The sequence below is a fragment of the Pseudomonas sp. MF6751 genome, from assembly GCF_016613265.1.
GTDB lineage: Bacteria > Pseudomonadota > Gammaproteobacteria > Pseudomonadales > Pseudomonadaceae > Aquipseudomonas > Aquipseudomonas fluorescens_BV.
The window spans coordinates 19,431-45,842 of sequence record NZ_JAENSV010000005.1 but is presented as its reverse complement, the minus strand read 5'-3'; the positions used below and the strand labels follow the sequence as shown (position 1 = coordinate 45,842).

The following is a 26,412-nucleotide window of genomic DNA, read 5'->3' as shown; positions in this document are numbered from 1 at the left end:
CTGGTATCACACGTGTGCCTTCTTATGAGCGCTGCCGAATCGTGCCAGCATGGGCTCATCTTATCGCCAACAGGTCTGCGGAGAAATCATGCCTGAAATGACCCCACTTCCCCCTCAATCGATCCTCGTTCTAGGTGCCGGCGAACTCGGCCTGCCGGTTTTACACAACCTGGCGCGGGAAGCCAACCGCGCGCCCGGCTCCACCATCAGCGTGTTGCTCAGGGAGTCGACCATCAAGACTCAAGAGCCAAAGAAAAAGGCAGAGGTCGATGAGCTGCGCAGCCTGGGCATCCAGATGGTCGCCGCAGATCTGGTGAACGACTCAATCGATCAACTTGCCAAGGTCTTCGCACGCTTCGATACCGTGATCGGCTGCGCGGGCATGGTCGCGGGCCGAGAAACCCCGATGAAGCTGGCGACCGCCGCGCTCAAATCCGGCGTGAAGCGCTACTTCCCCTGGCAGTTTGGCGTGGATTTCGAAGTGATTGGCCGGGGCAGCCCCCAGGATCTGTTCGATGCCCAACTGGATGTGCGTGAGTTGCTGCGCGCCCAGGACAACACTGAATGGGTCATCATCTCGACAGGCATGTTCACCAGCTTCCTGTTCGAGCCGGTGTTCGAGGTTGTCGACTTCGACAACAACACAGTGAACGCCCTGGGCAGCCTCGAGAACAGCGTGACGCTCACGACACCGGACGACATCGGTACGCTGACAGCGCAAATCGTGTTCTTCGAACCGCGCATGCGCAATCAGATTGTCTATCTCGCCGGCGACACCGTCACGTATGGGCAGGTTGCGAGCATGCTGGAACGCGTTCTGGATCGCCCGTTCAAACGCAACGTGTGGACGGTTGACTATCTCATGCAGGCACTGGAAAAAGACCCCACGCACCACATCAAGAAGTACCGTACTGTATTCGCACAAGGCAAAGGTGTGGCCTGGCCTAAGGCGGCCACGTTCAACGAGCAACAATCGATTCCTGTCACCACTGCTGAGCAGTGGGCTCGGGAAAACCTTGCAGTTCATTGAAAAGCGGATGCTGAAGCCAGCCGTAAAGGCTGGCACGGGTGAAGGGACGGTTAGCGGCTCTGAGCTTCACGCTGCTGGCCAGAAACATGTTGTTTTTTTACATGCTTACGTGACTTGAGCTCGTATTGATGGTGAATAAACCAGGCGATCAACGATAACCCAGTGACGCCAAAAACCAAGACCAACAGCTCTAGTGCAGTACCTTCATGTGAAAACATTTTTCGTTCCTCGTCCTGAAGCCGTATGACCTAAAAAACAGCCACACCGAAATTGTTTGTAATAATTCAAACATTTTCAGGGTAGTCGGCAAATCCGCACGTGACAACCCCTGATCGACCCAGAACCCTTGATCTAGACATGTCACTCGTCGAAAACACGTCTAAATCACAGGCAATAAAAAACCCCGTAGACGCTGATCTACGGGGTTTGTGTTCGCTTACTTGCTGCCAGAAGCGTCCTGCTCGACCACCATATCCAACACATAGACCGTCGAAGGCGCATCCGCTGGCGGATTCTTCCATTCGTACTGCTTGACCCGCAGCACAGTGCGCACGCCGTCATGATGCACAAAGCCTTCGATAGGCTGGTAAAGCGGATGCCAGGTGTCTTGGGTCGCCAGTTGCAGGCCCGCGTCGTCATAGCGACGCTCGCGCACTTGCAGGCACTGATAATCTGGAATCAAAGGATGGCTGCACTTGACCGTCTTGGCCGCCACCTCCAGAAACTTGACCTCACCCTCGCTACCGTAGCGGGTCTGCGGGGTGGCCTCGCCTTGCAGCTTGAGCACCGAGCCATCCGTTGTCGTCAGTTGCAGCATCGGCGCCACGTTATCGCCGGTGATCACAGCGCGCAGATCGCCCTTGAACAGCCGCCCTACCTGGGCATCAAGGTCCATCAGGCTCTTGTCACAGGCCATCAGCGTAGAGGCCAGTGGCTGAACCTTCAGAACCCCGTCCTGATAGTGAAAGCCGCCGAACTGACGATTGCAGCCACCGCTGATGCTCAGGTTCTTGTCACCGAAGGCAACGCGCAACTTGCGCTCGATGCCTTTGTTCATCGCCACAAGAGGCTTGCCCGACGCGTCCGTTGCCGAGACCAGGTTCCAGTCGTAAGCGGATAAGGTTGGCTGGGCTACAGCGGCTGAGGTAGTAGGCATTGAAGGTGATTCTTCATGGCTTTTGGAAGGGGCGGCACAGCCTTGGATGAGTGCAGCACACACGGCTACAAGAAGAATTTTTTGTTTCATGGGTCACTCTGTCAGCTTTGATGAGTGCGGGCGTTATCCTGCGCTGGCAGGATAAGCGCGCGGCTAAACCGGCATGAGGAGGTCGCTTGAGGCTTTACTGAGCGTAGACCCAATGCGCGCTTGGCGGACCTCTTCCTTGGCCGATAGCAATCGGACATCATTTGCTTCGATCAGTTTCACGGAATCAGGGCGGTGGTGGTATTGCTGCATTTTAGGCAATAAAAAACCCCGTAGACGTTAATCTACGGGGTTTCCAAGAGTGGAGGCCGAGGTCGGAATCGAACCGGCGTAGGCGGATTTGCAATCCGCTGCATAACCATTTTGCTACTCGGCCTCAAACGATCAATGCCCTGGTTGCTGACATTCACCGCATACAAACTTGAGTGGGCTACGTGAAGCCTGCCTCTACTCTAACTCATTGAATACATTGAAGTTTTTAATGCTTCGTTGCGTTCGATGGGCGCCATTATGTACTCATTTGCCTAGGCCTGCAACCCCTTGATTTCAAAAAATATTCTGCCTTGACATCAAGGGGTTGCGCCTCTGCCCTACTCCTTCACTGTGTGGATTTGGTAGTGCGGGTCTGCCTTGATCTGGGCCTCGGTGAAGGGCAATGGGCGCAGTTTTTTCTCGGAGAAGGCTTGGGTCTGGTCCTTTGAATAGGCGGACGCCGGGTTGCTGGACTCGGAGAATGCCAGGACGCCGACTGCGTTGGGACCTTTGTCGTCGAAGCTGACGATTTGCAGGTAGCTGGTGCCGCTGACGACTTCGCGCTTGCCGTCGGCGCGGGGCACGGTTTGCATGGCATTGTAGATACCGAGTTCTTGCGGGCCGCCGTGGATGGGGGTTTGGCCGGAGACTTGGATATCGCCCCAGCGGGTCTGCCCCAGTTTGCTGACCTCAGCGCTGGAGGCCAGCATGGCTGCGCGCAGGGCCTTGGCGACCGGGGCGCGGTCGATGGCGAGGCCGCTAGGGGTGGTCAGGGGGTGGGCCGGGTCGAAGGCCACGCGCCAGGCGTCAGGGATTTGCTGCAGGTGCTGCACTAGGTTGATGAAGTGCACCAGGCCGACGCCGCTGTCGAGGTTGGCGCGCTGGTCCCAGTTTTTCAGGCTGGTGCACAGCGGCTGTAGCGTAGCGGCGTCAGCGCCCAGGTGTTTGGCGCAGAACGTCAGCAGGTCGGGCATGACTTGGCCCGCCAGGTACACCTCGTTGTCCATGACCATGTCTTGCAGATCAGTGACGGTGATCGGCCGCTGCTCAAGGGTTTGCAGGCGCTGGAGCGCGAAGCGCGCACGCGGGCCGAGGCTGATGTTGTCCTGGCTGATCACCGGCGAAAAGCCACTTAGCGGCGCCTTGGGGTTGGCCATCCAGGCGGAATCGTTGGAGTGTTGCACGTAGTCGGTGCGTTGCAACTGGGGCAACTGGTCGGCCGGAAAGATACCCGGCTGGGCCGCGCGCGGGTCGATGTCCCACGCGCAGGCGCTGTGGGCGCCGTCGAGCATGATCATTTGCAGGCCGGCCCGTGGGTCGCTGCATTTTGCCAGCTTGGCGGCGCTGACGTTGGGCACTACCGACAGGTTCATGTACAGGCTTTGGCCCTGGTCATCGGCGGCCAGGGTGTTGACCCAGGGGATGCCTTGCAGGGTATGCACTGAGGTTTGCAGCTCCTTGAGGCTACCGGCGCGGTTCATGGCGTACCACTGTTGCAACACCCGGTCGTTGCCCAGGTTGGCGTCGCGCAGGCTGAAGGCGTAGTGGTTGTCCCAGTCGAGCTTGCCCGGCCATTGCACCACGGGGCCGAACTGCGAACTGTAGACGGTGTGGGTCACGGCCTTGAGGCTGCCGTCGGCTTGCTTGACCTGTACCGTTACGGCGGTTTTATCCAGGGGGATGGACTTGCCGTCCAGCAGGTAACGGGTGGCGTCCTTGGGGTCGAGGGTCAGGCGGTACAGGGTGAAGTGTTTGGACGTGTCCACGGTGTGGGTCCACGCCACATGCTGGTTGAAACCGATGTTCACCACGGGCAGCCCTGGCAGTGCGGCGCCCATCACATCCAACTGGCCCGGGATGGTCAGGTGCATCTCGTAAAAACGCATGCCGCCCACCCACGGGAAATGCGGGTTGGCCAGCAGCATGCCACGGCCATTGAATGAGCGGTCACGGCCCACGGCAACGGCATTGCTGCCTCGATCCAGCGTGAAGCGTTGCTGGTTGGCGGCGGCCATGGCAAAGGCTTTGGCACCGGGCTGCACACTCGCGGTGGCCTGCGGTGGTGCTGCCCCGACCAAGGCTTCGGCGAATTGGCCGATGCCCCCTTCTACCAATAGCCTGCGGGTCAACTTCACCAGGTCTTGCACTACCAAGGGCCGTACCCACGCGGCCTGGCACTGTGCGGGTGCGCCCTTATCCTTGAGATAACGGTTGTAGCCGGCCACGTACCCTTCGATGCGCTGTTGCATCTCGGGCGTCTGGGCTTTCCAGAACGCCGCCACAGTCTCGGGTGTATTCAACCAGTTGAAGAACACATCGCTGGCGAGGTTGTTGCGCTCTTCCAGGGTCGCCTGGTCCGGCCCGAAAAACCTGGCGCGCTCGCCATTGACCGTGACCACTTCATTGGCCAGCAGGCACAGGTTGTCCTGGGCATAGGCGTAACCCATACCCACCCCCAGGCCACGTTCATCAGAGGCGCGAATATGCGGCACGCCATAACTGGTACGCCGTATATCCGCCGACGTTTGCGTCACTTGCTCGCGTGCCGATACGGCCAGGCTCAAGGCGAGTAACAGCCCTGTCGCGCCCACTCTGGACAACCCCTTGGAAATAATCACGCCGACTCCACAGTCAAATTGAACAGCCTCACGAGGGATGTTTACCCCACCGTAAGAACGCACATGGCCGGGAATAATTTAGCCGCACAAGGTTGCCTGTCGACGGCGCAGGGGATGTGACAAACCTGATACCGACAAATTTTCTACATCCATCGTTTCATGATTTGCGTCACTCGTTCGTCTTATTACCCAAGAGCACCATCTTTTTCCTGATCAGGCTCTGAAAAGGAGTTTTTGCATGTATAACCCGCAAGTGCCCACGGATGGACATTCAAAGGCCGCAGATACCCACTATGGCAACGACGCACGGGCATTCGGCAACGCGCCCGAACAGCAGGGCAACCAGCGCATCCGCCATTTACTCAAGTGTTTCGGTTTGCGCACCAGCCTGATCCGGCTGAAGGTCATCGACGCCCTCCTCACCGCCGCCGACAACCAGCGCACCCTCGGGGTCCGCGGCGTGCACAGCCACTTGCTGGAGCTGGGCATTCCGTTGTCGTTTCTCAGCGTGCGCGAGGTACTCAAGCGTCTATGCAGCGAGGGCGTGATCACCCTCAACGCTGACAAGAGCTACAGCCTCCATGAAGAGGCTGCCAAGGTACTCGAAGGTCGTGCCTGACTGACGCCCGTCAGAAGTTAGGCTTGACCTTGCGGCGCATGATGCCGTTGATCACGACGACGACCACGGCAATCGCGATGGCCAGGTACTGGAAGGTTTTTTCGCTGATCACGCCTGTGTTCTGCAGATAAGACAGGCCAAACATCGCGCCCAGTACAGCCAGGGCAATCAGAAGCGAGTATTTCAAGCGTTGCTTTTGGGTCATGACGAGTTCCTGAACCTGAAGAATGTATCCACTGTGTATCGCCGTGCATGCCAAGCACATACCCAGTCACGGGGATGGCGCGGTTTCGGCAGGGTCTTATGTTACAGGCGATGAAAAGTTTTGGCTTGCCCTCCGCCTGACAGGCCTTGCGAATACCCCTTGGAGAACCGTGAAATGCTGCGACGACTCATCCTGCTGGTTCCACTGATGATCATGCTGAGCCTGGGCGGTTGTTTCTTCTTCCCGCGCGGCGGGGGCTGGCATGATCACCGCTATGAGGGTGGTGGCGGTTACCAACGCCGCTGATCTGCATCCGGATAACGCTTCGTGCACAACGCGTGCAGCACGCTTGGGGGCTTCACGCGTTACTGTATCGACACTACCTACTCGTCAGGCGGGTTCGGAACCCCGACGCCGGTTTCAACCACTTAGCCGCCATGCACCCACCGTCGATGCAACCAACGCGCAAACGCATCCAGCGCAAACCCCAGCACCCCGATCACCACCACCATCGCCATCAACTCCGAGTAGGCGAGCCGATCACGGGTGTCGAGGATGTAATACCCCAGCCCCGCACTGACCCCAAGCATTTCGCAGGGCACCAGCACGATCCACAGGATGCCGATGGCCAGGCGCACGCCGGTCAGCACATGCCCTACCACGCCAGGAATGACCACCCGGCGCAAGGTTTCCCAACGCGTGGCGCTCAAGCTCTTGCTCAACTGTAACCAGCGCGGGTCGAGCTGACGCACGCCCGCTGCGGTGTTGAGCATGATCGGCCAGACAGCGGCAAAGGCCAGCAGGAAATAGATTGGCTGGTCGCCCACGCCCATCAGCATCACCACGATCGGCATCCAGGACAGCGGCGAAATCATCCGCAGAAACTGGAACGCTGGCGTGGTCGCCGCCTCCAGGTTACGCGAACTGCCCACCAGCAACCCGAGGGGTACGCCTACCAACAACGCGATAAACAGCCCGACGAAAATACGCTTCAGGCTCACGGCGATATGCAGGTACAACTCACCCCGCCCGAGCAATTCCCACAAGCTGCTGGCGGTGGCCGCCAGGGAAAAGCGCGCCGACAGGCCATCGGCCTCGCCGAACACTTTCACGCCCAACCACCACAGCACCAACAAACCCGCCAAGCCACTCAGCCCCAGCCACCAGCCGGGGATTCTGCTGTTGTTCAAACGCCGATCTCCTCGTGCCGCTCATAACCATCCGGCAAACCGAAGGTCCGCATGCCACCCACGGCTTCGATCGCGTTGCGCACGAAGCGGTCGTCCACCAGGTCCTTGGCCACGAAGGCTGGGTCCAGGCCCGTGAGAAACTTTTTGTCGCCTTCGATCAAGGTGTCCTTCAAGCGCCGCACCAGTTCTTCGGTGTAGCTGGGGAACGGGTACGGTTGGAAGTCGATGCGGTGCTCGTCCCAGTTGGCATGCTGGATCGCACCGTCGGCCACATAGGTGGCGCGGTCGCTGGCCGCCGGCGCCAGGACTTTGCTCAACACCGGCTCGGCATGGGGCGTGTAACGGTTCGGGCCATCCTTGGACAGCAGCTTCACCGCCTCTTCACGGTTGTCCCGGGTCCACACCTGGGCCTTGACGATGGCGTTCACCACCTTCTGCGACCACTCTGGACGGTTGGCCAGGTCGTGCTCGTGCATGAACACCACGCAGCACGCGTGGTTGCGCCACACGTCACCCGTGAAGCGCTGCACGCGACCGACCTTGAGGTTTTCTGCCAGGGCATTGAACGGTTCGGCGACGATGTAGCCGTCGATGCGTTTGCTCGCCAAAGCCGGAGGCATGTCCGACGGCGGCAACACGATCAGGTTGACCTCATTGGCAGCAATCGAACTGCCGGTGGCACGAGTGACCGGCGTGAGGCCGTTATCGCGAAACAGTTGCTGCACCACCACGTTATGAATCGAGTACCAGAACGGAATCGCCACCGACTTGCCACCCAGTTGCTTCACGTCGGTAATACCTGGGGATACGGTCAAGCCCGAACCGCCCACATGGTTCCACGCCACGACTTTGGCCGGCACTTTACTGCCGTAGCGCGCCCATACGGTCATTGGCGACAGCAGGTGTATCACGTTGACCTGGCCGGAGATAAACGCCTCGATCACCTGGGCCCAACTGCGCAACAACACGGGGCGCTCGGCCTTGATGCCTTCGGCTTCGAACAGGCCGTTGTTGTGGGCCACCAGCAGCGGCGTGGCGTCGGTGATAGGTAGATAGCCAATGCGCACCGGCGCGTCGGGCTCGTTGGCGGCACGCGCCTGCAGGCTGCTCAGCAGAGGCAAGGCGCCGGCGGCACTGAGCACGGCGGAGAGTTTGAGAAAGTCACGGCGCGAGTGGGCCAGGTCATCCAGACACATAAGTAAACTCCTGTTGTTCAAGGGGGTTGGGTTGAGGGCGGCTCGCCTGCCGTAAGGTTTTCAAAATTTCGATACGCAGCGCGCCGATGGCCTCGACCTGTTCTTCCCGAGGGTGCGGCAAATCGATAGCCCACTCGCCCAACGTCCGCGCCGGGCGGTTACCCAGTAGCAGGATGCGGTCCGACAGCAGCAGTGCTTCGTCGATGTCGTGGGTGATCAATACCGCCGCCGAACCCTGCTCACGATTGACCTTGAGCAACAGGTGCTGCATATCGGCGCGGGTGACTTCGTCCAGGGCGCCGAAGGGTTCGTCGAGCAGCAACACTTGTGGCTGACGCGCCAGGCAGCGAGCCAATGCCGTGCGCTGGGCCATGCCACCGGACAATTGCGCCGGGAACTGCTGGCGCGCAGGTTCCAGCCCTACCGCCGCAATGGCGTGGTCGACACGCCGGCGGCGCTCTTCACCACTCAAGTGCGGTTGGCGGGCGAAATCCAGACCAAAGGCGACGTTCTTTTCCAGGGTCAACCAAGGCAGCAGGCTCGGGTCTTGAAAGGCCACCACCACGCGCGGATGCGGGCCGCTCAATGGCTCGCCCAATACCTGCACACGGCCAGATTGAGGTACCTGCAAGCCAGCCAGCACCCGCAGCAGGCTGGATTTGCCCACGCCGCTGGGGCCCAGGATCGACACCACTTCACCCGGTTGCAAGTGCAAGTCGAAGCCTTGCAACACCGGCCCGCTGCCGTACCCCAGGCAAATGCCCTGGGCCGTCAATACCGCCTGGCTCATAGACTGGCCTGGCGGTGCAGCTCGGTACGCAGTTGCACCAGGCTGGGCGTCACAATCGGCACAAAGGCCGACTCGCGCCAGCGCCGCGCAAAACCGCTGCCGTGGGCGGTAAGGTAGGCCTTTCCGCCACTGGCTTGCAGTTCAAGCTGTACGGCGCTGGCGGCGGTTTCGGCCAAGGCGATACGCAGTTTGAACAGCGGTATGGGCTCGGCGGTAAAGCGCCCGGCCAACAGCCCCTTTTTAAGCTCGCTGACCAGATGATCCAGCGTTACGCGCAGGGCTTCCAACTCGTCGCGCAACACGGTACGACTGGCGCCCAAATGGTGGGCTACTTCAGCCAGGGAACGCCGCGCCAAACCAATCGACATGCCGCACTGCAAGCCTAGAAAGGCCGGGCGTACCGCCGGTAAAAACGTGCGCGCATCCTCGTGCAGCAACCACTCGCGACTCAGCTCCACGCCTTCCAGGCCAAGCGCCGCGGTGTTGCTCGATTGCAGCCCGAGCAGCTCCAGGTCGCGGGAGCGCTGCAACCCGGCCACCGAATCCGGAATGGCCAGGATAAATGGCGCGCCGCCCCCGGCATGCTCGATGGCCGCCGCAGCGACAAAGCCATTCTTGCGCAAGTTGGTCACCCAGTGCAGGCGACCGTTGAGGGTCCAACCGTGGTCGTTGGGCTCGGCGCTGATCTGCAACGTCTCGATACCCGACAGGAACTTCATCGCATTCGACAGCCCGGTGGCGCCGGCCAACTTGCCGCTGAGCAGGTCTGGCATCAGCTGCTCGCGCAAGCGCTGATTGGGGCTCTGCAGCAAGTACTCGATAAACGAGCGCTGGCCCCAGCACACAAACGCCGCCGCCAGGGAATGGCTGGCCACATTGGCGATGGCCTCGACCGCACCCGCCACATCCCCGCCCAGGCCGCCCAGGTGGGTGGGCACGCCGATTCTCAGAATATTGGCTTCTGCCAGCCGTGGTAGCACTTCCTGTGGATCGCAACTGCCCACGTCCAGGGCCTGCGCTTGAACATCGAGCCAACGGCTCAAGATTGGGTCAAGCATTCATGTCTCTCCTTTTACAGCAGGTGGGCCAACGCCGAATCAGTTGGCCGGTTTTTCCCAACGGTATTGCGCCAGCTCCGGGTTCAGCGGGGTGCGGGCAAACACGTTGGCGAAGTTGCACAGGGTTGCCAGGCTGACACCCAGGATGACTTCCAGCGCGTGGCCGTCGGTGTAGCCAGCGGCGCGGAACGCCTCAAAGCCCGCGTCACTTACATCCCCACGGGTGGCGATCACTTCACGGGTAAACGCGGCAAGTGTCTCATAGCGTGCGTCAGGCAACTCACCCCGGCGGCGCAGGGCCTCGATCACCTCCTCGGGCAACTTGGCTTTGTTGCGGGCAACCGCCGTGTGGCCAGCGACGCAGAAATCACAACCGTGGGTAGTGGCGGCAATCAGTTGCACCACTTCACGGTCGGCCAGGCTCAGCTCGGCCTTGGCATTCAACCCGGAGACGGTGATGTAGGTTTCCAGCGCAGCCGGTGCGTTGGCCAGTACGCCCAGTAGGTTGGGGATAAAACCCGAGCCTTTCAGCGCGTTTTCCAGAAAGGGCTTGGCGGCTTCCGGTGCGGTTTCAGGCGTGAGCAACGGTACACGGGACATGAAGTGGACTCCTGTTGGGTTTGAATGCCCCAGTCTGTTGGTTCTAAAAAAAGCGCTCAATAGGCTAAAGTAGCGATTACTTGCTCTTGAGTCTTTCCATTAGATGAATTCGTCCGATGTACTTGTCGATTGGTTATTAGATAGCCTCGAACTCAACACCAGCCTGTTTCACGTCGGCCGTTACTGCGGTGACTGGCACGCGAGCACCCATGGCCTGGCGCAGGCGAGCTTCCACTTGATCGTGCAAGGCGAATGCTGGCTGCATATCGACGGTGATCCAACGCCCCAACACCTGAACAATGGTGACGCGGTATTCCTGCTGCGGGACTTTGCCTTCAGGCTTTCCGGCCAAGCCACGGCAGCCGGCGCCCAGCAGTGCCCACGCCGCTCGATGCTGCCTCTCGATAGCACGGCCACGGACGGCGTAGGATTAGTCTGCGGTTTCTTTCACTTCCAATCCGGATTGTCGACGCTGATTGTCGACACCCTGCCCAGCTGGATCATCCTGCGCGCCGGCGACCCGTCGCTGATGGCTGCACGCAACCTGTTCGAATTGATCCTGCAAGAATGCGCACGCACCCCAGCGCCCTCTTCCGCGCTGCTTGAGCGCCTGTGCCACTTGCTGTTCCTGTATGTGCTGCGCCAGCAAGTGCTCGATAACACCGAGCTTGGCGGCCTGGCGGCGCTGGGCCGGGCACCCGCGTTCGCACATTTGCTGGAGCAATTGATCGCCCGCCCCGCCGAGCCCTGGAGCCTGGAAAGCATGGCGGCCTGTACCGGGTTGTCGCGCTCGGCGTTTTTCAAGCGCTTCAGCGAACTGTGTGGGCAGTCGCCCGGGCAAGTACTGCTGATGATCCGCATGCGCCACGCCTGTGGGTTGCTCAAGGCGGACCAGACCGTGGCCGAGGTTTCGCTGGCGGCCGGGTATCAATCGGTGGCGGCGTTTACCCGAGCCTTCCATAAAGTCACCGGGCAACAGCCTGGCGCCTATCGCAGAGCGCAAGCCTAGCCTTGCAAGCCGGTGCCGGGCCGAGCGCACAACTGCACTAGCCAATCGACGAACACCCTCACCCGCTGCGACAACTGCCGATGGGGCGGGTATAACGCAGTCAGCGCCATCTTCGGCACTGCCACATCCGGCAGCACCTGCACCAGCGTGCCATCGGCCAGTTGGCGCAGGGCGTGATAACGAGGCGCCTGGATCAGCCCATAGCCGGCTTCGCACGCAGCGAAGTAACCGGCAGAGCTGTTCACGGCAACCACTTTCGGCAGGTTGATCGGATGCAACTCGCTGCCCAGCAGAAATTCCAGGCCAAAACGTTTACCGCTGGCGCTGGAAACGTACTCGACCATTTGGTGTCCAGCCAACTGCTCCAGGCAAGTGGGCGTGCCCATGCGTTCAAGGTACGCGGGGCTGGCCAGGGTCAGTTGCTCCATCATCGCCAACGGCCGCGCCACCAGCGATTCATCCAGGGCCGGACCACCGCGCAACACACAATCGACGCCTTCGCGAATCAGATCCACTGGCCGGTCATTGAGGCCGATCTCCAACTCGATCTGTGGGTACAGCGCGGTGAACGTTGGCAAGGCCGGAATCACAATCAAGCTCCCAATGCCTGAGGGCATATCGATGCTCAATGTGCCCCGGGGGTTCTGGCGCCGCGTGGAGAACACCGCCTCGGTTTCCTCAAGATCAGTCAGCAATTGCACACAACGTTGGTAGTACGCCGCGCCATCCAGGGTCGGGCTGACGTGGCGCGTGGTGCGCTGCAGCAGTTGCACGCCGAGATGGGCCTCCAGTTGCTTGATCAGGATCGTCACCGAGGCGCGTGGCAATTGCAGGCTGTCGGCGGCCTTGGCAAACCCGCCCAATTCAACAATCCGAGTGAACACGCGCATGGCGTTAAAACGATCCAAGAGAATGCTCCTGTGGAAGATTGTTTAGATATTACGAACAGTGATAGCACTTTTAGCCGGTTTATCTGCATTTTTTCAAGGGTAACAATGGGCCCCTCATCACAAGGAGCTTCCCTATGCACACTCGACAACTCGGTAAAAACGGCCCGCATGTGTCCGCCATCGGCCTTGGCTGCATGGGCATGACCGATTTCTACACACCTGGCACCGATACCACCGAAGCCACCGCAACCTTGCACCGCGCCCTGGAGTTGGGCGTCAACTTTCTCGATACCGCGGACATGTACGGCCCGCACACCAATGAGCAACTGATCGGCAAGGCTATTGCCGGCAAGCGCGACCAGGTCTTCCTGGCCAGTAAATTCGGGATTGTGCGCGACCCTGCCAACCCCGTAGTGCGCGGGGTGAATGGCCGGCCCGAGTATATCCGCAACGCCATCGACGGCACTTTGCAACGCCTGGGGGTGGATACGCTGGACCTGTACTACCAGCACCGTATCGACCCCGACGTGGCCATCGAAGAAACGGTCGGCGCCATGGCCGACCTGGTGAAACAGGGCAAAGTGCGCTATCTGGGCCTGAGCGAAGCGTCCGCCGCTACTCTGGAACGGGCGCATAAGGTCCATCCCATCAGCGCCCTGCAAAGCGAATATTCGCTGTGGAGCCGCGACCAGCAAGACAACGGCTGCCTCGCCGCCTGCCAGCGCCTGGGCATCGCGTTTTTGCCGTACAGCCCGTTGGGCCGAGGTTTTCTCACCGGCGCCTTGAAGAGCCCGGATGATTTCGGCGCCGATGATTACCGACGCTTCAGCCCGCGCTTTCAGGGTGAGAACTTTGCGAAAAACCTGCTGCTGGTAGAACAGGTCAAGAGCCTGGCGGCAGACAAAGGTGTCACGGCCGGGCAACTGGCGCTGGCCTGGGTATTGGCCCAAGGCGATTACATCATCCCGATTCCCGGCACCAAGCGGCGCACCTATCTGCAAGAGAATGTGGAGGCGCTGTCGATTTCCCTCAGCGCGGACGAACTGGCTGCGCTGGATGCGATCTTCCCTGCCGATGCAACCGCAGGCCTGCGTTACCCCAAGGAAGTGCTGGCCATGCTGGATATCTAGCGTCTGCTGGAAACTCTTGTGGGGGCCGTTCTCAGCGGGATTGACGAACGGCCTGCCGACGCCTGTGCAAAGCGCGGGCGTCAGACTATCCTCACAGCTCCTAGTGTAAAACCCGCCACACAGGAGGTGTGTCATGCACGCGACTGAGCATTCGGTCCGCTTGGAGCAGATCAGTCAGGAACGCTTCATCCAGGCGCCGATCGAGGCGGTTTATGACTATGTGACCCAGCCCGACCGCTGGCACGAGTGGCACCCCACCTCCCTCAGCGCCGACACCGGCATCACCGGCTCATTACCGGTCGGCACGCGTTTTACCGAGATCATCGACCTGCTGGGCATACGCGTCCCCATGAGTTACCGCGTACAAATCGCCCGCCGCCCCAGCGAGTTCAAGACCGTGTTCACCTCCCTGGCGGTTGACGGTTGCATCCATTACTGCTTGCGCGCTCATCAGGGCGGCACGCTGTTCAAGCGGGTGCTGACTTACGAGACCGAACTGCAACTGGCGTCTTTGCATGAGCGCATGGTCGCGTTGTCGGCGATTGCGTTGGACCGGCTCAAGCAGCGGCTGGAACATCAGGGCTTCGTATAATTTAGAAACATTACCGCGACGTCACATTGCAAACATGCCTGCAAAAGCAGGGAGAATGCCCGGCTTATTGCCGCGCCTTCAGTGAGACCCACGATGAAAACCCCATTGCGATTGGCCCTGCTCAGCGCCCTGTTTACCACCACCCTGGCCCAGGCCGCCGAACTGATCCCCATCGATGTACACCGCGACGCCAACTGCGGCTGCTGCAAGAAGTGGATCAGCCACTTGGAGAGCAACGGTTTCAAGGTCAACGACCACGTTGAAGCCGACATGAGCGCGGTGAAACAACGCTTGGGCGTGGCGCCACGCCTTGGCTCCTGCCACACCGCAGTGATCGATGGCAAGTTCGTCGAAGGCCACGTACCTGCCGAGCAGGTCCTGGCTCTGCGCAAGCGCAACGACCTGCTGGGCCTTGCCGCACCGGGCATGCCATTGGGCTCGCCAGGCATGGAAGTAGACGGACGCAGCGAGGCGTATCAAATCATTGGCCTGACCCGCGACGGCGAAGACGTCGTGGTAGCGGACTACCCGGCTCACTGACCGGTGTTGATGGGGTACGTGGGGCTGTTCGGCGCGGCATTTGGCGCCGCGACGTTATTGCCCCTGCAGTCAGAAGCTGTGTTGGTCGGCCTGCTGCTCAGCGGGCATTACAACCTTTGGCTGCTGCTAGGCATCGCGACCCTGGGTAATGTGCTGGGCTCGCTGGTCAATTGGCTGCTGGGGCGCTCGGTCGAGCGCTTCAAAGAGCGACGCTGGTTCCCGGTGAGCGCCAGTCAGTTGAACAAGGCTCGCAGCCATTACGCGCGCTGGGGGCACTGGACGTTGTTGCTCAGTTGGGTGCCGATCATTGGTGATCCGCTGACGTTGGTGGCTGGGGTGATGCGTGAGCCGTTGTGGCGTTTTCTACTGCTGGTAACCCTGGCGAAAAGCCTTCGGTATGGCGTAATCGCAGCGCTGACGTTGCAGTGGGCGTTAATCCCCCGTTAATCCCCCGTTAATCGCGGGCAAAGAGCATCCGGGCATCTGTCTCGGAGCCAAAACCCATGCCTTTTATCCGTACATTATGCGTAGCCGGTTTGTTTTCGGTCAGCGCGGCGCCCGTGTTAGCTGACACCTACGGCCCTGAGTTGCAGGGCTTTGAATACCCCTACCCTTTGAATCATTTTGCCTTCCAATCCCAGGGCAAATCCCTGCAAATGGGCTACATGGACGTCCCCGCCACCGGCACTCCAAACGGCCGCAGCGTGGTGCTGATGCACGGCAAGAATTTTTGCGGCGCCACCTGGGAAGGTTCGATCAAGGCGCTGAGTGACGCCGGCTACCGCGTCATCGCCCCGGACCAGATTGGTTTTTGTACCTCCAGCAAGCCCGACCACTACCAGTACAGCTTCCAGCAATTGGCGACCAACACCCATCAACTGTTGGAAAAGCTCGGCATTCAGAAGGCCACGGTGATCGGCCATTCCACCGGCGGCATGCTCGCCACACGCTATGCGCTGATATACCCCCAGCAAACCGAACAGCTGGGGCTGGTGAACCCCATTGGCCTGGAAGACTGGAAAGCCCTCGGCGTGCCCTACCAGAGCGTCGACCAGTGGTACCAGCGCGAGCTGAAACTGAGCGCCGACGGTGTACGCAACTATGAGCGCACCACCTATTACGTGGGGCGCTGGAAACCCGAGTACGAGCGCTGGGTAGACATGCTCGCCGGCCTGAACAAAGGCCCGGGGCATCTTCAGGTTGCCTGGAACTCGGCGCTGATTTACGACATGATCTTCACCCAACCGGTGTACTACGAGTTCAAGGACTTGCAGGTGCCCACCCTGCTGCTGATCGGCACCAGCGACACCACCGCCATCGGCAAAGATGTGGCGCCGGCGGCGGTCAAGGCCAAAATTGGTCATTACGAGGTACTGGGCAAGCAGGTGGCCAAGCTGATTCCGCGCGCCACGTTGGTGGAGTTCCCCGGCCTGGGCCATGCGCCCCAGATGGAAGAGCCGGAACAGTTTCATAAAGCCCTGTTGCAGGGGTTGAACGCCCTTTAATTGCCACTTTTCGAGGCCCGCGTGCATGTCGATACAGATCGCAGTGATGGATGATTGGCAAAACGTGGCCAGCGACGTGGCGGATTGGTCGGCGCTGGCCAGCGTAGGCAAGGTGCATTTTCTCCACGACTACCCCGCCGATACCGCCACCATGATCGAGCGCTTGAAAGGGTTCGAGGTGATTTGCCTCATGCGCGAACGCTCAACCTTTGACAAAGCCCTGCTGCAAGGGCTGCCCCAGCTCAAATTGCTGGTGACCGGCGGCATGCGCAATGCCGCCATCGACCTTCCCGCAGCCAAGGCCCTGGGCATCCAGGTATGCGGCACCGACAGCTATAAACACGCAGCTCCGGAGCTGACCTGGGCCTTGATCATGGCCTCTACACGCAACCTGCTCGCCGAAGCCAACTCACTGCGCGGGGGCGGATGGCAGGTCGGCCTGGGCGGCGATCTGCATGGCAAGACCTTGGGCATCCTGGGGCTGGGCAGCATTGGCCAGAAAGTCGCAAGGTTCGCCCAGGCCTTCGGCATGCGGGTGATAGCCTGGAGTGAAAACCTCACGCCCGAGCGAGCGGCTGAATCGGGGGCGACCTGGGTCAGCAAGCGCGAGCTGTTTGAGCAGGCGGATATTCTGACCATCCATCTGGTGCTCAGCGAGCGCAGCCGTGGTCTGGTGGATGCGCAAGCGTTGGGTTGGATGAAGCCCACAGCGCGCCTGGTAAATACCGCACGCGGGCCGATTGTGGATGAGCAGGCACTGCTGCAAGCATTGCGCAGCGGACGCCTGGCCGGGGCGGCGCTGGATGTGTATGCCCAAGAACCGTTGCCGGCTGACCACCCGTTTCGCCGCTTGCCCAATGTGCTGGCTACGCCACACGTGGGGTATGTAAGCGAGCAGAATTACCGGCAGTTCTATCAGCAGATGATCGAAGATATCCAAGCCTGGGCCAAGGGTGTGCCCATTCGCGTGCTCGCCTGACGCACTATTAAAGTGCACCCCCCCCTGTGGCGAGGGAGCTTGCTCCCGCTGGAGTGCGCAGCGCTCCCAAAATTTTGGGGCCGCTACGCGCCCCAGCAGGAGCAAGCTCCCTCGCCACAGGGGCATATCGTTAAAAGTTTTTTGTCCTACAAAATCTGCATGAAAACCCAGCAGGTGCTGGGATCTGTCCTAGACTCATGACCGATGGGTCCGTTCCAAAACAAAAACCCCGCAAAAAATCTAAACTTTCGAAACCTGCCGCTGGTCAAGTTTTAGGTAAGGGCGAGCACGCGCGCTTCGGGCCGAATGCCCGCTCATCCAATCTTTTTAAGCCGACGTTGCAACTGGCATACGCCTTGCCAGCTTGTATAGCGCTTGTGTGCCTGACCGCAGGATGCGGTCACTCGGAGCTGATGGCAGCGGGCCATTAGCCAACCAACAGATGGGAGTGCATTATGATCAGTGCCGCAGTAGATACTCAGGGAGAGCGTTTTAGTCAGCCGGCAGGAGGGCCAAAGTCTTTGGCCGACCTGCCCAACACTGTGCGGCCGGTCGTGAGTCAGAATCCGAATCGAAAGAAAGTCTTGTTTGTCACTTCCGAGTTCGCGGACCTGGTGAAAACCGGCGGCCTGGGCGACGTCTCCGCGGCCCTGCCCCGCGCCATGGCGCACCTGCATGACGTGCGGGTGCTGATTCCGGGTTACCCGCAAGTGATGGAAAGCGATAACCCGATTCATATCGTCGGTGAACTGGGTGGCCATGCCGCGTTGCCACCGTGCAAGATCGGGCGCATGGACCTCAAGGACGGCCTGGTCATCTATGTGCTGATCTGCCCCGAACTGTATGAGCGCGAAGGCACGCCCTACGGCGCCAACAACGGCCGCGACTGGCCGGACAACCATATTCGCTTCGCCCGCCTGGGCTTGGCCGCCGCGGACATTGCCGCCAACCTTGCACAAATCCACTGGTGCCCAGACCTGGTGCACGCCCACGACTGGCCTGCGGGCCTGGCCCCCGCGTATATGCACTGGCGTGGGTCACGTACGCCAACTCTGTTCACCATTCATAACCTGGCCTACCAGGGTGTGGTCAGCCTGGCCTCGACGCCTGAATTGGGCATTCCGCCCCACGCCCTGCAACAGGAAGGCATGGAGTTCTACGGCAAGATGTCGTTTCTCAAGGCGGGCATGGCGTATTCCAGCCATATCACCACCGTGAGCGCCACCTACGCCCAGGAGATCACCACCCCGGAATTCGGTTGCGGCCTGGATGGCTTCCTCGCCAGCAAGACCCAGCAAGGCCTGCTCAGCGGCATTCCCAACGGCATCGACGAAAGCTGGGAAACCTCCACCGACACGCACCTGACTCACAACTTCAACATCGGCGATTGGGAAGGCAAGGCCATCAACGCCGCCCATGTGCGTGAGCTGTTTGAGCTGCAGCCATCCAGTGGTCCGCTGTTCGCGGTGGTCTCGCGCCTGGTGTACCAGAAAGGCCTGGACCTCACCGAAGCCGTCGCCGGTTTCATCGTCGAAAACGGCGGCCAGATTGCGATCATCGGCCGTGGCGAGCCGGAAGAAGAACAGGCGATGCGTGAATTGGCGCTGCGCTTCCCGGGTCAGGTGGGGGTGCGCATCGGCTTCAACGAGACCGATGCCCGCCGCATGTTCGCCGGCAGCGATTTCCTACTGATGCCGTCGCGCTATGAGCCCTGCGGCCTGAGCCAGATGTACGCGCAACGCTTCGGCTCGTTGCCGGTGGCGCGTAACACCGGCGGGCTGGCGGACACCATTGAGGATGGCGTCACCGGGTTCCTGTTCAATGAATCCACGGTACAAAGCTACGAAGAGGCGCTGCGCCGCGCCTTCAAGGTGTTTGCCTTCCCCGGTCTGCTCAATGCCATGCGCAGCCGTGCCATGACCCAGCCGTTCAACTGGTGCCAGGCCGTGGAACCCTACGCCGAACTCTACGAACAACTGGTGGCCAAGGCCCTGGGGAAATCGAACAAGTAGCGACTGGAACAACTAAGGGAGGTCTTCATAGATGCCGTCAAGGACTCTGGAAACCTGGCCCCACGGCGCAATCATGCTGGACGCGCACCGCACGCGCTTTGCGTTATGGGCGCCAGACGCATTTTATGTCAGCGTTGAATTGGAACAGGGTAAAACCATCGTCATGCTGCCCCAGGCCGGTGGTTGGTTTGAAGTCGAAATCGCGTGCCCTGCCGGCACGCTTTACCGCTTTAACATCGATGGCGAAAACACGGTGCCCGACCCCGCCTCCAGGGCCCAGGCGCTGGACGTGCATGGGTGGAGCCGAGTAGTCGCCCCCCTCGCCTATGAATGGCGCCACAGTCAGTGGCAGGGTCGCCCGTGGCACACGGCGGTGATCTACGAGCTCCACGTCGGCGCCATGGGCGGCTACGCTGCCGTTGAGAAACACCTGGCACGCCTGGCCGAACTAGGCGTCACCGCGATTGAATTGATGCCTTTGGCGCAATTTCCCGGCGAACGCAATTGGGGCTATGACGGCGTGCTGCCGTATGCGCCCCACGCCGCCTACGGCACTCCCGAGCAACTCAAGCAGCTGATCGACAGTGCCCACGGCCATGGTTTGGCCGTGATCCTCGATGTGGTCTACAACCACTTCGGCCCCGACGGCAATTACCTGGGCCAGTACGCCCAGGGGTTCTTCCAGGAGGACGTGCACACACCCTGGGGCGCCGGCATTGATTTCGAGCGTCGTGAAGTGCGGGATTTCTTCCTCGATAACGCCTTGATGTGGCTGCTCGAATACCGCTTCGACGGCCTGCGCCTGGATGCCGTGCACGCCATCGACAACCCTGGGTTTCTGCAGGAACTGGCACAACGGGTACGCCAGCAGGTGGACGGCGGGCGCCACGTGTGGCTGATGCTGGAAAACGAACTGAACCAGGCCAGCCTGTTGCAGCACGATTTCGACGCCCAATGGAATGACGACTTTCATAACGTGCTGCACGTGCTGCTCACCGGTGAAACCGACGCCTACTACAGCGACTTTGCCGAGCAGCCCACCGCCAAGCTGGCGCGCTGCCTGGCCGAGGGGTTCATCTACCAGGGCGAGACGACACGCCATGGCCATGCGCGCGGCGAACCCAGTGCGGATCTGCCCCCCAGCGCCTTCGTCGCGTTCCTGCAGAACCACGACCAGGTCGGCAACCGCGCCCTCGGCGAACGCCTGCACCGGCTGTGTTCGCCCCAGGCACTGAGCGCTGCGACCGCCCTACTGTTGCTGTGCCCCATGATCCCGATGTTGTTCATGGGCGACGAGGTGAATGCCGCCGAGCCGTTCCTGTTTTTCACCGACCATCATGGCGAACTGGCCGAGGCGGTGCGTGAAGGGCGGCGCAATGAATTTGCCGACTTCGCGGCGTTTCACGACCCCAAGCAACGCCAGCGCATCCCCGACCCCAACGCGCTGCAAACCTTTTTACAGTCGGTGCCCTCCTTCGTCGAGAACGACCACACCCAGCTCTACCGCCACCTGCTGAGCCTGCGTCACGTGCATCTGGTGCCGCACTTGCCCGGCACCGTCTCCCTGGGCGCGCACGTGCTGGCTGACCATGCCGTCACCGCGCGCTGGCGCCTGGGCAACGGCCGTGTGTTGCAGATCGACCTGAACCTGAGTGAACAGCCCCTGGATCATCCGGCACCCCACCCGATTATTTTCCAAACGCCTGCCCCGCAAGGTGCGCACTTACCGCCCTTGAGCGCACGCGTTTGCTTATCCCCTGTTGGAGACATTCTTTGAGCGAAGCGAACCTGGAAATTCTCGCCAGCCGCGCGGGCCTGGCCGTCGATTGGATCGATGCCAACGGTCGCCCGCAACATGTAAAGCTTGACGCCCTGCGCGCTGTTCTCAAAGGGCTGGGGCACCCGGCCGACAGCGATGCTGAGATCGACGCGAGCCTGCTGCAACTTGAGCAGGCGCAGCAGGACCGGCACCTGCCGCCCTTGATGACCACCGACAGCGGTGCGGGCCTGGACCTGGCGCACTATTTCGCCCCGGACACCCCGTGTCGCGTCAGCCTGGAAGGCGGCGAAACCCTGGAGCTGCGCCTGGACGGCGAGGCCGTATTGCCCGGCGTGATTGCCCTCGGCTACCACCAGGTGCATATCGACGGGCAAACCTTCACCCTGGCCGTCGCGCCCAGCCACTGCTACAGCGTGGCCGACGCGGTCGACAGCCAACCCGCTCGCGCCTGGGGCCTGAGCGCCCAACTCTATGCCTTGCGCCGCCTGGGCGATGGCGGTTTTGGCGACACCCTGGCTCTGGAGCACCTGGTGCGTTCCGCCGCCGAGCGTGGCGCCGACGCCGTGGCAATCAGCCCGATGCACGCGATGTTCAGCGCCGACACTGAGCGTTTCAGCCCCTATTCACCCTCCAGCCGCCTGTTTCTCAACAGCCTGTATGCTTCGCCGGCGTGCATCCTTGGTGAACGTGAAGTGCGCAACGCCATAGAAGCGGCCGGGTTGGCTGACGAGCTGCATGCCCTGGAACAGCTCACGCTGATCGACTGGCCGGCCGCCGCCAAAGCCAAGCAACGCCTGCTGCGCACACTGTATGAAGACTTCCGCCACGGCGCGCATCCCCAGCATGCCGATTTTCAAAGCTTCCGCCAGGCCGGCGGCGAAGCCCTGGAAAACCACTGCCGCTTCGAAGCCATACAGGCCCAGCGTGCTGCCGCGGGTGAGGACCTGGACTGGCGCCAATGGCCCGAAGCCTGGCGTACGCCACAGAGCCCGGCCCTGGCGCAGTTCGCTGAGGACAACCGCGACGAAATCGGATATTTCGCCTTCACCCAATGGCTGATTGCCCGCAGCCTTGAGCGCGCACAACAGGCCGCCCGTGGCAGCGGCATGGGCATCGGCCTGATCGCCGACCTGGCGGTGGGCGCCGACGGTGGCGGCAGCCAGGCCTGGAGTCGCCAGGATGAACTGCTGGCCGACCTCACCGTCGGCGCGCCACCGGACATTCTCAACCGCGCAGGCCAAGGCTGGGGCATCTCTGCCTTTTCCCCTGAGGGCCTCAAGCGCAATGGCTATCGCGCCTTTATCGAAATGCTGCGGGCCAACTTCGCCCATGCCGGCGGCTTGCGCATCGACCATGTGATGGGCCTGCAACGCCTGTGGGTGATCCCTCTGGGCGCGTCCCCCCGCGAAGGTGCCTACTTGTATTACCCGGTGGACGACCTGCTGCGTTTGCTCGCCCTGGAATCGCACCGCCACCAGGCCATCGTCCTCGGTGAAGACCTGGGCACCGTGCCCGAAGGCCTGCGCGAAAAGCTCAGCGCCCGTTCGATCCTGGGCATGCGTGTGCTGCTGTTCGAACAGAACCATGACGGCCAGTTCAAGCCCATCCTCGATTGGCCCGACAACGCCTTGGCCACCACCAGTACCCACGACTTGCCGACCCTCAATGGCTGGTGGCACAGCCGCGATATCGAATGGAATATCCAGCTGGGCCTGATCGATGCGCCCACCGTGGACCAATGGAGCGAACACCGCCTGCGCGAACGCCAGGCACTGCGCCAAGCCTTGAGCCAGGACCCGCAGAACTTCATCGACGAGATCCGCAACGACACCGACCATATGATCGACGCCAGCGTGCGCTACCTGGGCCATACCCGTGCGCCACTGGTGTTGTTGCCCTTGGAAGATGCATTGGGCATCGAAGAGCAAGCCAACCTGCCGGGCACCCTCGACACCCACCCCAATTGGCGCCGACGCTTGCCTGGCGAAGCCGCCAGCCTGCTCGACAATGACAGCGCCGCGCGTCGCCTTGAACTGCTGGCCGTGGCGCGCAACCAAGCCTATGAGCGTGACCGATGAACGCACTGCCCCTGCGCGCCACCCAGCGCCTGCAATTTCATAAAGGTTTTACCCTCGATGACGCGGTGCCGCTGGTGCCGTACTTTGCCCAACTGGGCATCAGCCACCTGTATGCTTCACCGCTGTTAAGCGCCCGCGCCGGCTCCATGCACGGCTACGATGTGGTCGACCCGACCCGCGTCAACCCGGAGTTGGGGGGTGAAGCGGCGTTGCGTCGCCTGGTCGCCGCGCTGCGTGAGCACGACATGGGGTTGATCCTCGATATCGTCTCCAACCATATGGCCGTGGGCGGCGCGGATAACCCTTGGTGGCTGGACCTGCTGGAGTGGGGCCGCCTGAGTCCCTATAGCGAGTTCTTCGACATCCAGTGGCACTCTCCCGACCCGCTGCTCAAGGGCCAGTTGCTGATGCCCTTCCTCGGCAGCGACTACGGCGAAGCCTTGCAGAACGGCACGCTGGCGCTCAAGTTCGATGCCGCCCAGGGGAGTTTCTACGTCGAGCATTACGAACACCGTTTTCCGATTTGCCCCAGGGACTACGGCCTGATCCTGGGCAGTGATGAGTTACTCAAACCGCTGGCCGAACGTTTCGCCGCCCTCGCCTACCAGCACGACGCCTACGCCGAAGCCGCCACGCTCAAACAAGCCCTGGCCGAACGCTCCAGCGAACTGTTACCTGCTATTGAGCAACGCCTGGCCGCATTCGACAGTCGCCAGCCCGAGGGCTTCGAGCGCCTGCATCAGCTGCTGGAACAACAGACCTATCGCCTGGCCAGTTGGCGCACAGCCGCAGACGACATCAACTGGCGGCGCTTCTTCGACGTCAATGAATTGGGCGGCCTGCGGGTCGAACGCGCGGCGGTGTTCGAAGCCACCCATGGCAAGATTTTCGAGCTGATCAGCGCGGGGCTGGTCGACGGGCTGCGCATCGACCATATCGATGGCCTGGCCGACCCGCGTGGCTATTGCCGCAAATTGCGCCGCCGCGTAGACGCGCTGTCACCCCAGCGCCACTTGCCCATCTTCGTCGAAAAGATCCTTGGCGAAGGTGAAACCCTGCGTGAAGACTGGCAGGTAGATGGCACCACCGGCTACGAGTTCATGAACCAGTTGTCCTTGCTGCAACACCATCCCGAAGGTTTTGCACCGCTGGCCGAGATGTGGACGCGTCACAGCGAGCGGCCCTCAACCTTCGGCGAGGAAGCGCGGCTGGCGCGCCAGCAGATCCTCAATGGTTCGTTGGGCGGCGACTTCGAAAGCGTGGCCCAGGCGCTGCTGCAAGTGGCCCGCGATGACGTGATGACCCGCGACCTGACACTGGGCGCCATCCGCCGGGCCTTGCAGGAACTGATCGTGCATTTCCCGGTGTACCGCACCTATATCAGCGCCAAGGGCCGCAGTGCGGCCGACGACAAGGTGTTCCAGTACGCCATGGAGGGTGCACGCAGTACCCTCAACGAAGGCGACTGGCCGGTGCTCGACCACCTGGAGCAATGGTTGGGTGGCCAGCCCTGGCGCAATCGCCCGGTAGGCCGAGCGCGCAAGATGCTCAAGCATGCCTGCGTGCGCTTCCAGCAACTGACCTCGCCCGCCGCCGCCAAGGCTGTGGAAGACACCGCCTTCTATCGTTCGGCGGTGTTGTTGTCGCGCAACGATGTGGGCTTCAGTACCGAGCAATTCAGTGCGCCATTGGCAGACTTCCATGCAGCCAATCAACAGCGCTTGAAGAGCTTCCCCGACAACCTGCTGGCCACCGCTACCCACGACCACAAACGCGGCGAAGACACCCGTGCGCGCCTCGCGGTGCTCAGCGAGTGCGCACCCTGGTATGCCGAACAGGTCGAGCATTGGCGCCGCCTGGCCGACCCCCTGCGCGAGAGCGCCGACAGCCCTTCGGCGGGCGATGAGTTGATTCTCTATCAGGTGCTGCTGGGCAGTTGGCCGCTGGAGCCCAACCCCGATCTGGCGGCGTACCAGCAACGCCTCTGGCAGTGGCAGCAAAAAGCCCTGCGCGAGGCCAAGTTGCAGAGCAGTTGGAGCGCGCCCAACGAGGCTTACGAACAGGCGGTGGAAGCGTTCCTCAAACGCCTGCTGCTCAGTGAAGCCGGTGCGCCGCTGCGCAGTGCACTGGACAGCGCTGCACAGGCCATCGCCCCCGCAGGCGCCCTGAATGGGCTGGCGCAAACCTTGCTTCATTTGACCGTGCCGGGTGTGCCGGATATTTACCAGGGCGATGAGTTCTGGGACTTCAGCCTGGTCGACCCGGACAACCGTCGCCCGGTGGACTTCGCTGCGCGGCAACGTGCATTGCAGGCACCACCGGACATCGGCGAACTGTTGTTCAACTGGCGCGACGGGCGTATCAAACAGGCAGTGATCGCCCAGGTACTGGGCCTGCGTAAAGCCTGCCCCGAGCTGCTGCACCATGGCAGCTATACACCTTTGGAAGCGGTGGGCCAGCACGCCGAGCGCGTGGTTGCGTTTTACCGTGAACATCAAGGCAAGCAGTTGCTGGTGGTGGTGCCGCGCTGGTCTTATCCGTTGCTTGAAAACGGGATGTTTCCCCAGATCAATGCGCAGGTTTGGGGCGATACGCGGGTGAAATTACCGTTCGCCGCCCCTGCACAAAACTGGAAGGGACTTTTTCAAACGGGCGTAGTCACACCCAACAAGGAGCTGTTGATCAGCGCTGCCCTGGGGGATCTCCCGGTCAATGTCTTTATCAATCCTGATAATCAAGAAAGCTGAAAATTTTCTGTGAGGAGTTTGTGATGAGTAAAGAAGACAAACGCATTCGCGAACTGGCGCATCAGATCTGGGAGTCTGAAGGCAAGCCCGATGGCGCCCACGATCGCCACTGGGAGATGGCGCGCAAGCTGGCGGAAGCCGAGGCGCTGACGCCGAGCAAGCCTAAACCGGCCGCCAAGCCGAAAACCGCGCCCAAGGCTGCGGCAAAGCCCAAACCTGCCGCGCCTGCCGCCGCCAAACCTGCGGCGAAGAAACCTGCCGCCCCGAAGAAGCCCAAACCGCCCGCCCCATGATTTCTCGGGCCTGCAGCACGCATTGCGCGCTGCAGGCCCTTTTCCGTCCAAGCCATGCGCTGAAGCACCGTCAGTACGGCGGCGTTCGGCCCGAA

The 26,412-nt window shown here is 61.3% G+C and carries 25 protein-coding genes and 1 tRNA gene; 15 read left to right on the top strand and 11 right to left on the bottom strand.

Annotated features, from left to right (window positions below; translation table 11 throughout):
* Nucleotides 1-88: 88 nt before the first annotated feature.
* Nucleotides 89-1,030, top strand: a complete 942-nt coding sequence (locus JJD66_RS06295; RefSeq protein WP_200647786.1) for an aromatic alcohol reductase — start codon at nucleotides 89-91, stop codon at nucleotides 1,028-1,030.
* A 50-nt stretch (nucleotides 1,031-1,080) separates the two neighbouring features.
* Here the strand turns inward: JJD66_RS06295 and JJD66_RS06290 are convergent, their stop codons facing one another.
* The 4 genes from JJD66_RS06290 to pvdQ form a co-directional block, all read right to left on the bottom strand.
* Nucleotides 1,081-1,248 carry a hypothetical protein gene (locus JJD66_RS06290; RefSeq protein WP_168220174.1) on the bottom strand — a complete coding sequence of 56 codons (168 nt, stop codon included), beginning with the start codon at nucleotides 1,246-1,248 and terminating at the stop codon, nucleotides 1,081-1,083.
* Nucleotides 1,249-1,466: 218 nt separating this feature from the next.
* Nucleotides 1,467-2,186 carry an META and DUF4377 domain-containing protein gene (locus JJD66_RS06285; RefSeq protein WP_234452168.1) on the bottom strand — a complete coding sequence of 240 codons (720 nt, stop codon included), beginning with the start codon at nucleotides 2,184-2,186 and terminating at the stop codon, nucleotides 1,467-1,469.
* A gap of 350 nt (nucleotides 2,187-2,536) precedes the next feature.
* Nucleotides 2,537-2,610 (bottom strand) — tRNA-Cys (locus tag JJD66_RS06280).
* 214 nt (nucleotides 2,611-2,824) lie between these two features.
* Nucleotides 2,825-5,104: a bifunctional acylase PvdQ gene (gene pvdQ / locus JJD66_RS06275; protein WP_198715536.1), complete on the bottom strand. Its 2,280-nt coding sequence runs from the start codon at nucleotides 5,102-5,104 to the stop codon at nucleotides 2,825-2,827.
* Between the two features lie 238 nt (nucleotides 5,105-5,342).
* On the opposite strand from pvdQ, the gene JJD66_RS06270 reads away from it, so the two are divergent.
* Nucleotides 5,343-5,723 (top strand): hypothetical protein, encoded by a 381-nt coding sequence (locus tag JJD66_RS06270; protein ID WP_034127544.1) that lies wholly within the window; start codon nucleotides 5,343-5,345, stop codon nucleotides 5,721-5,723.
* A gap of 10 nt (nucleotides 5,724-5,733) precedes the next feature.
* On the opposite strand, the gene JJD66_RS06265 is transcribed toward JJD66_RS06270, so the two are convergent.
* Nucleotides 5,734-5,928 carry a hypothetical protein gene (locus JJD66_RS06265; protein WP_014718591.1) on the bottom strand — a complete coding sequence of 65 codons (195 nt, stop codon included), beginning with the start codon at nucleotides 5,926-5,928 and terminating at the stop codon, nucleotides 5,734-5,736.
* Nucleotides 5,929-6,102: 174 nt separating this feature from the next.
* On the opposite strand from JJD66_RS06265, the gene JJD66_RS28260 reads away from it, so the two are divergent.
* Complete coding sequence (locus tag JJD66_RS28260; protein WP_254914091.1) at nucleotides 6,103-6,234, top strand: hypothetical protein; 132 nt, start codon at nucleotides 6,103-6,105, stop codon at nucleotides 6,232-6,234.
* 122 nt (nucleotides 6,235-6,356) lie between these two features.
* On the opposite strand, the gene JJD66_RS06260 is transcribed toward JJD66_RS28260, so the two are convergent.
* From JJD66_RS06260 to JJD66_RS06240, 5 genes are read right to left on the bottom strand one after another with little or no spacing between them, the layout of a single operon-like run.
* Nucleotides 6,357-7,118, bottom strand: a complete 762-nt coding sequence (locus tag JJD66_RS06260) for an ABC transporter permease (protein ID WP_054897391.1) — start codon at nucleotides 7,116-7,118, stop codon at nucleotides 6,357-6,359.
* The gene (locus tag JJD66_RS06255; RefSeq protein WP_200647785.1) at nucleotides 7,115-8,314 is read right to left on the bottom strand and encodes an ABC transporter substrate-binding protein; all 1,200 of its coding nucleotides are present in this window, start codon (nucleotides 8,312-8,314) and stop codon (nucleotides 7,115-7,117) included. Before JJD66_RS06255 ends, JJD66_RS06260 begins: the two co-directional genes overlap by 4 nt.
* Nucleotides 8,301-9,104, bottom strand: coding sequence for an ABC transporter ATP-binding protein (locus tag JJD66_RS06250; RefSeq protein WP_034127546.1), 804 nt, complete (start codon nucleotides 9,102-9,104; stop codon nucleotides 8,301-8,303). Before JJD66_RS06250 ends, JJD66_RS06255 begins: the two co-directional genes overlap by 14 nt.
* Nucleotides 9,101-10,162 carry an acyl-CoA dehydrogenase family protein gene (locus JJD66_RS06245; RefSeq protein WP_200647784.1) on the bottom strand — a complete coding sequence of 354 codons (1,062 nt, stop codon included), beginning with the start codon at nucleotides 10,160-10,162 and terminating at the stop codon, nucleotides 9,101-9,103. The genes JJD66_RS06250 and JJD66_RS06245 overlap by 4 nt, the downstream gene beginning before the upstream one ends.
* Nucleotides 10,163-10,201: 39 nt before the next feature.
* The gene (locus JJD66_RS06240; RefSeq protein ID WP_054897387.1) at nucleotides 10,202-10,762 is read right to left on the bottom strand and encodes a carboxymuconolactone decarboxylase family protein; all 561 of its coding nucleotides are present in this window, start codon (nucleotides 10,760-10,762) and stop codon (nucleotides 10,202-10,204) included.
* A 103-nt stretch (nucleotides 10,763-10,865) separates the two neighbouring features.
* On the opposite strand from JJD66_RS06240, the gene JJD66_RS06235 reads away from it, so the two are divergent.
* On the top strand, nucleotides 10,866-11,771 hold the full coding sequence (locus JJD66_RS06235) for an AraC family transcriptional regulator (protein WP_057975801.1): 906 nt from the start codon (nucleotides 10,866-10,868) through the stop codon (nucleotides 11,769-11,771).
* Here the strand turns inward: JJD66_RS06235 and JJD66_RS06230 are convergent.
* Nucleotides 11,768-12,679, bottom strand: a complete 912-nt coding sequence (locus JJD66_RS06230; RefSeq protein WP_198715533.1) for a LysR family transcriptional regulator — start codon at nucleotides 12,677-12,679, stop codon at nucleotides 11,768-11,770. The genes JJD66_RS06235 and JJD66_RS06230 overlap by 4 nt on opposite strands.
* 116 nt (nucleotides 12,680-12,795) lie before the next feature.
* Here JJD66_RS06230 and JJD66_RS06225 point away from each other — a divergent pair, with 116 nt between their 5' ends.
* The 11 genes from JJD66_RS06225 (at nucleotide 12,796) to JJD66_RS06175 (ending at nucleotide 26,317) form a co-directional block, all read left to right on the top strand.
* A complete protein-coding gene (locus JJD66_RS06225) occupies nucleotides 12,796-13,791 on the top strand; it encodes an aldo/keto reductase (protein WP_200647783.1) in 996 nt (331 codons plus the stop codon).
* Nucleotides 13,792-13,924: 133 nt separating this feature from the next.
* Nucleotides 13,925-14,383, top strand: a complete 459-nt coding sequence (locus JJD66_RS06220; protein ID WP_200647782.1) for an SRPBCC family protein — start codon at nucleotides 13,925-13,927, stop codon at nucleotides 14,381-14,383.
* 93 nt (nucleotides 14,384-14,476) lie between these two features.
* Complete coding sequence (locus JJD66_RS06215; protein WP_034127552.1) at nucleotides 14,477-14,923, top strand: DUF411 domain-containing protein; 447 nt, start codon at nucleotides 14,477-14,479, stop codon at nucleotides 14,921-14,923.
* Nucleotides 14,924-14,926: 3 nt separating this feature from the next.
* Nucleotides 14,927-15,370, top strand: coding sequence for a YqaA family protein (locus JJD66_RS06210; RefSeq protein ID WP_198715531.1), 444 nt, complete (start codon nucleotides 14,927-14,929; stop codon nucleotides 15,368-15,370).
* Nucleotides 15,371-15,426: 56 nt separating this feature from the next.
* On the top strand, nucleotides 15,427-16,428 hold the full coding sequence (locus JJD66_RS06205; RefSeq protein ID WP_200647781.1) for an alpha/beta fold hydrolase: 1,002 nt from the start codon (nucleotides 15,427-15,429) through the stop codon (nucleotides 16,426-16,428).
* 25 nt (nucleotides 16,429-16,453) lie between these two features.
* Nucleotides 16,454-17,407, top strand: a complete 954-nt coding sequence (locus JJD66_RS06200; RefSeq protein WP_200647780.1) for a D-2-hydroxyacid dehydrogenase family protein — start codon at nucleotides 16,454-16,456, stop codon at nucleotides 17,405-17,407.
* Nucleotides 17,408-17,862: 455 nt separating this feature from the next.
* On the top strand, nucleotides 17,863-19,419 hold the full coding sequence (gene glgA / locus JJD66_RS06195; RefSeq protein ID WP_073521523.1) for a glycogen synthase GlgA: 1,557 nt from the start codon (nucleotides 17,863-17,865) through the stop codon (nucleotides 19,417-19,419).
* 31 nt (nucleotides 19,420-19,450) lie between these two features.
* Nucleotides 19,451-21,196: a malto-oligosyltrehalose trehalohydrolase gene (gene treZ, locus JJD66_RS06190; protein ID WP_200647779.1), complete on the top strand. Its 1,746-nt coding sequence runs from the start codon at nucleotides 19,451-19,453 to the stop codon at nucleotides 21,194-21,196.
* Nucleotides 21,193-23,277 carry a 4-alpha-glucanotransferase gene (gene malQ, locus JJD66_RS06185; protein ID WP_105226946.1) on the top strand — a complete coding sequence of 695 codons (2,085 nt, stop codon included), beginning with the start codon at nucleotides 21,193-21,195 and terminating at the stop codon, nucleotides 23,275-23,277. The genes treZ and malQ overlap by 4 nt, the downstream gene beginning before the upstream one ends.
* Entirely contained in the window at nucleotides 23,274-26,024 is a 2,751-nt protein-coding gene (locus JJD66_RS06180; RefSeq protein WP_200647778.1) for a malto-oligosyltrehalose synthase, read from the top strand. Before malQ ends, JJD66_RS06180 begins: the two co-directional genes overlap by 4 nt.
* A 23-nt stretch (nucleotides 26,025-26,047) precedes the next feature.
* Nucleotides 26,048-26,317, top strand: coding sequence for a DUF2934 domain-containing protein (locus JJD66_RS06175; protein ID WP_003191595.1), 270 nt, complete (start codon nucleotides 26,048-26,050; stop codon nucleotides 26,315-26,317).
* Nucleotides 26,318-26,412: the final 95 nt, after the last annotated feature.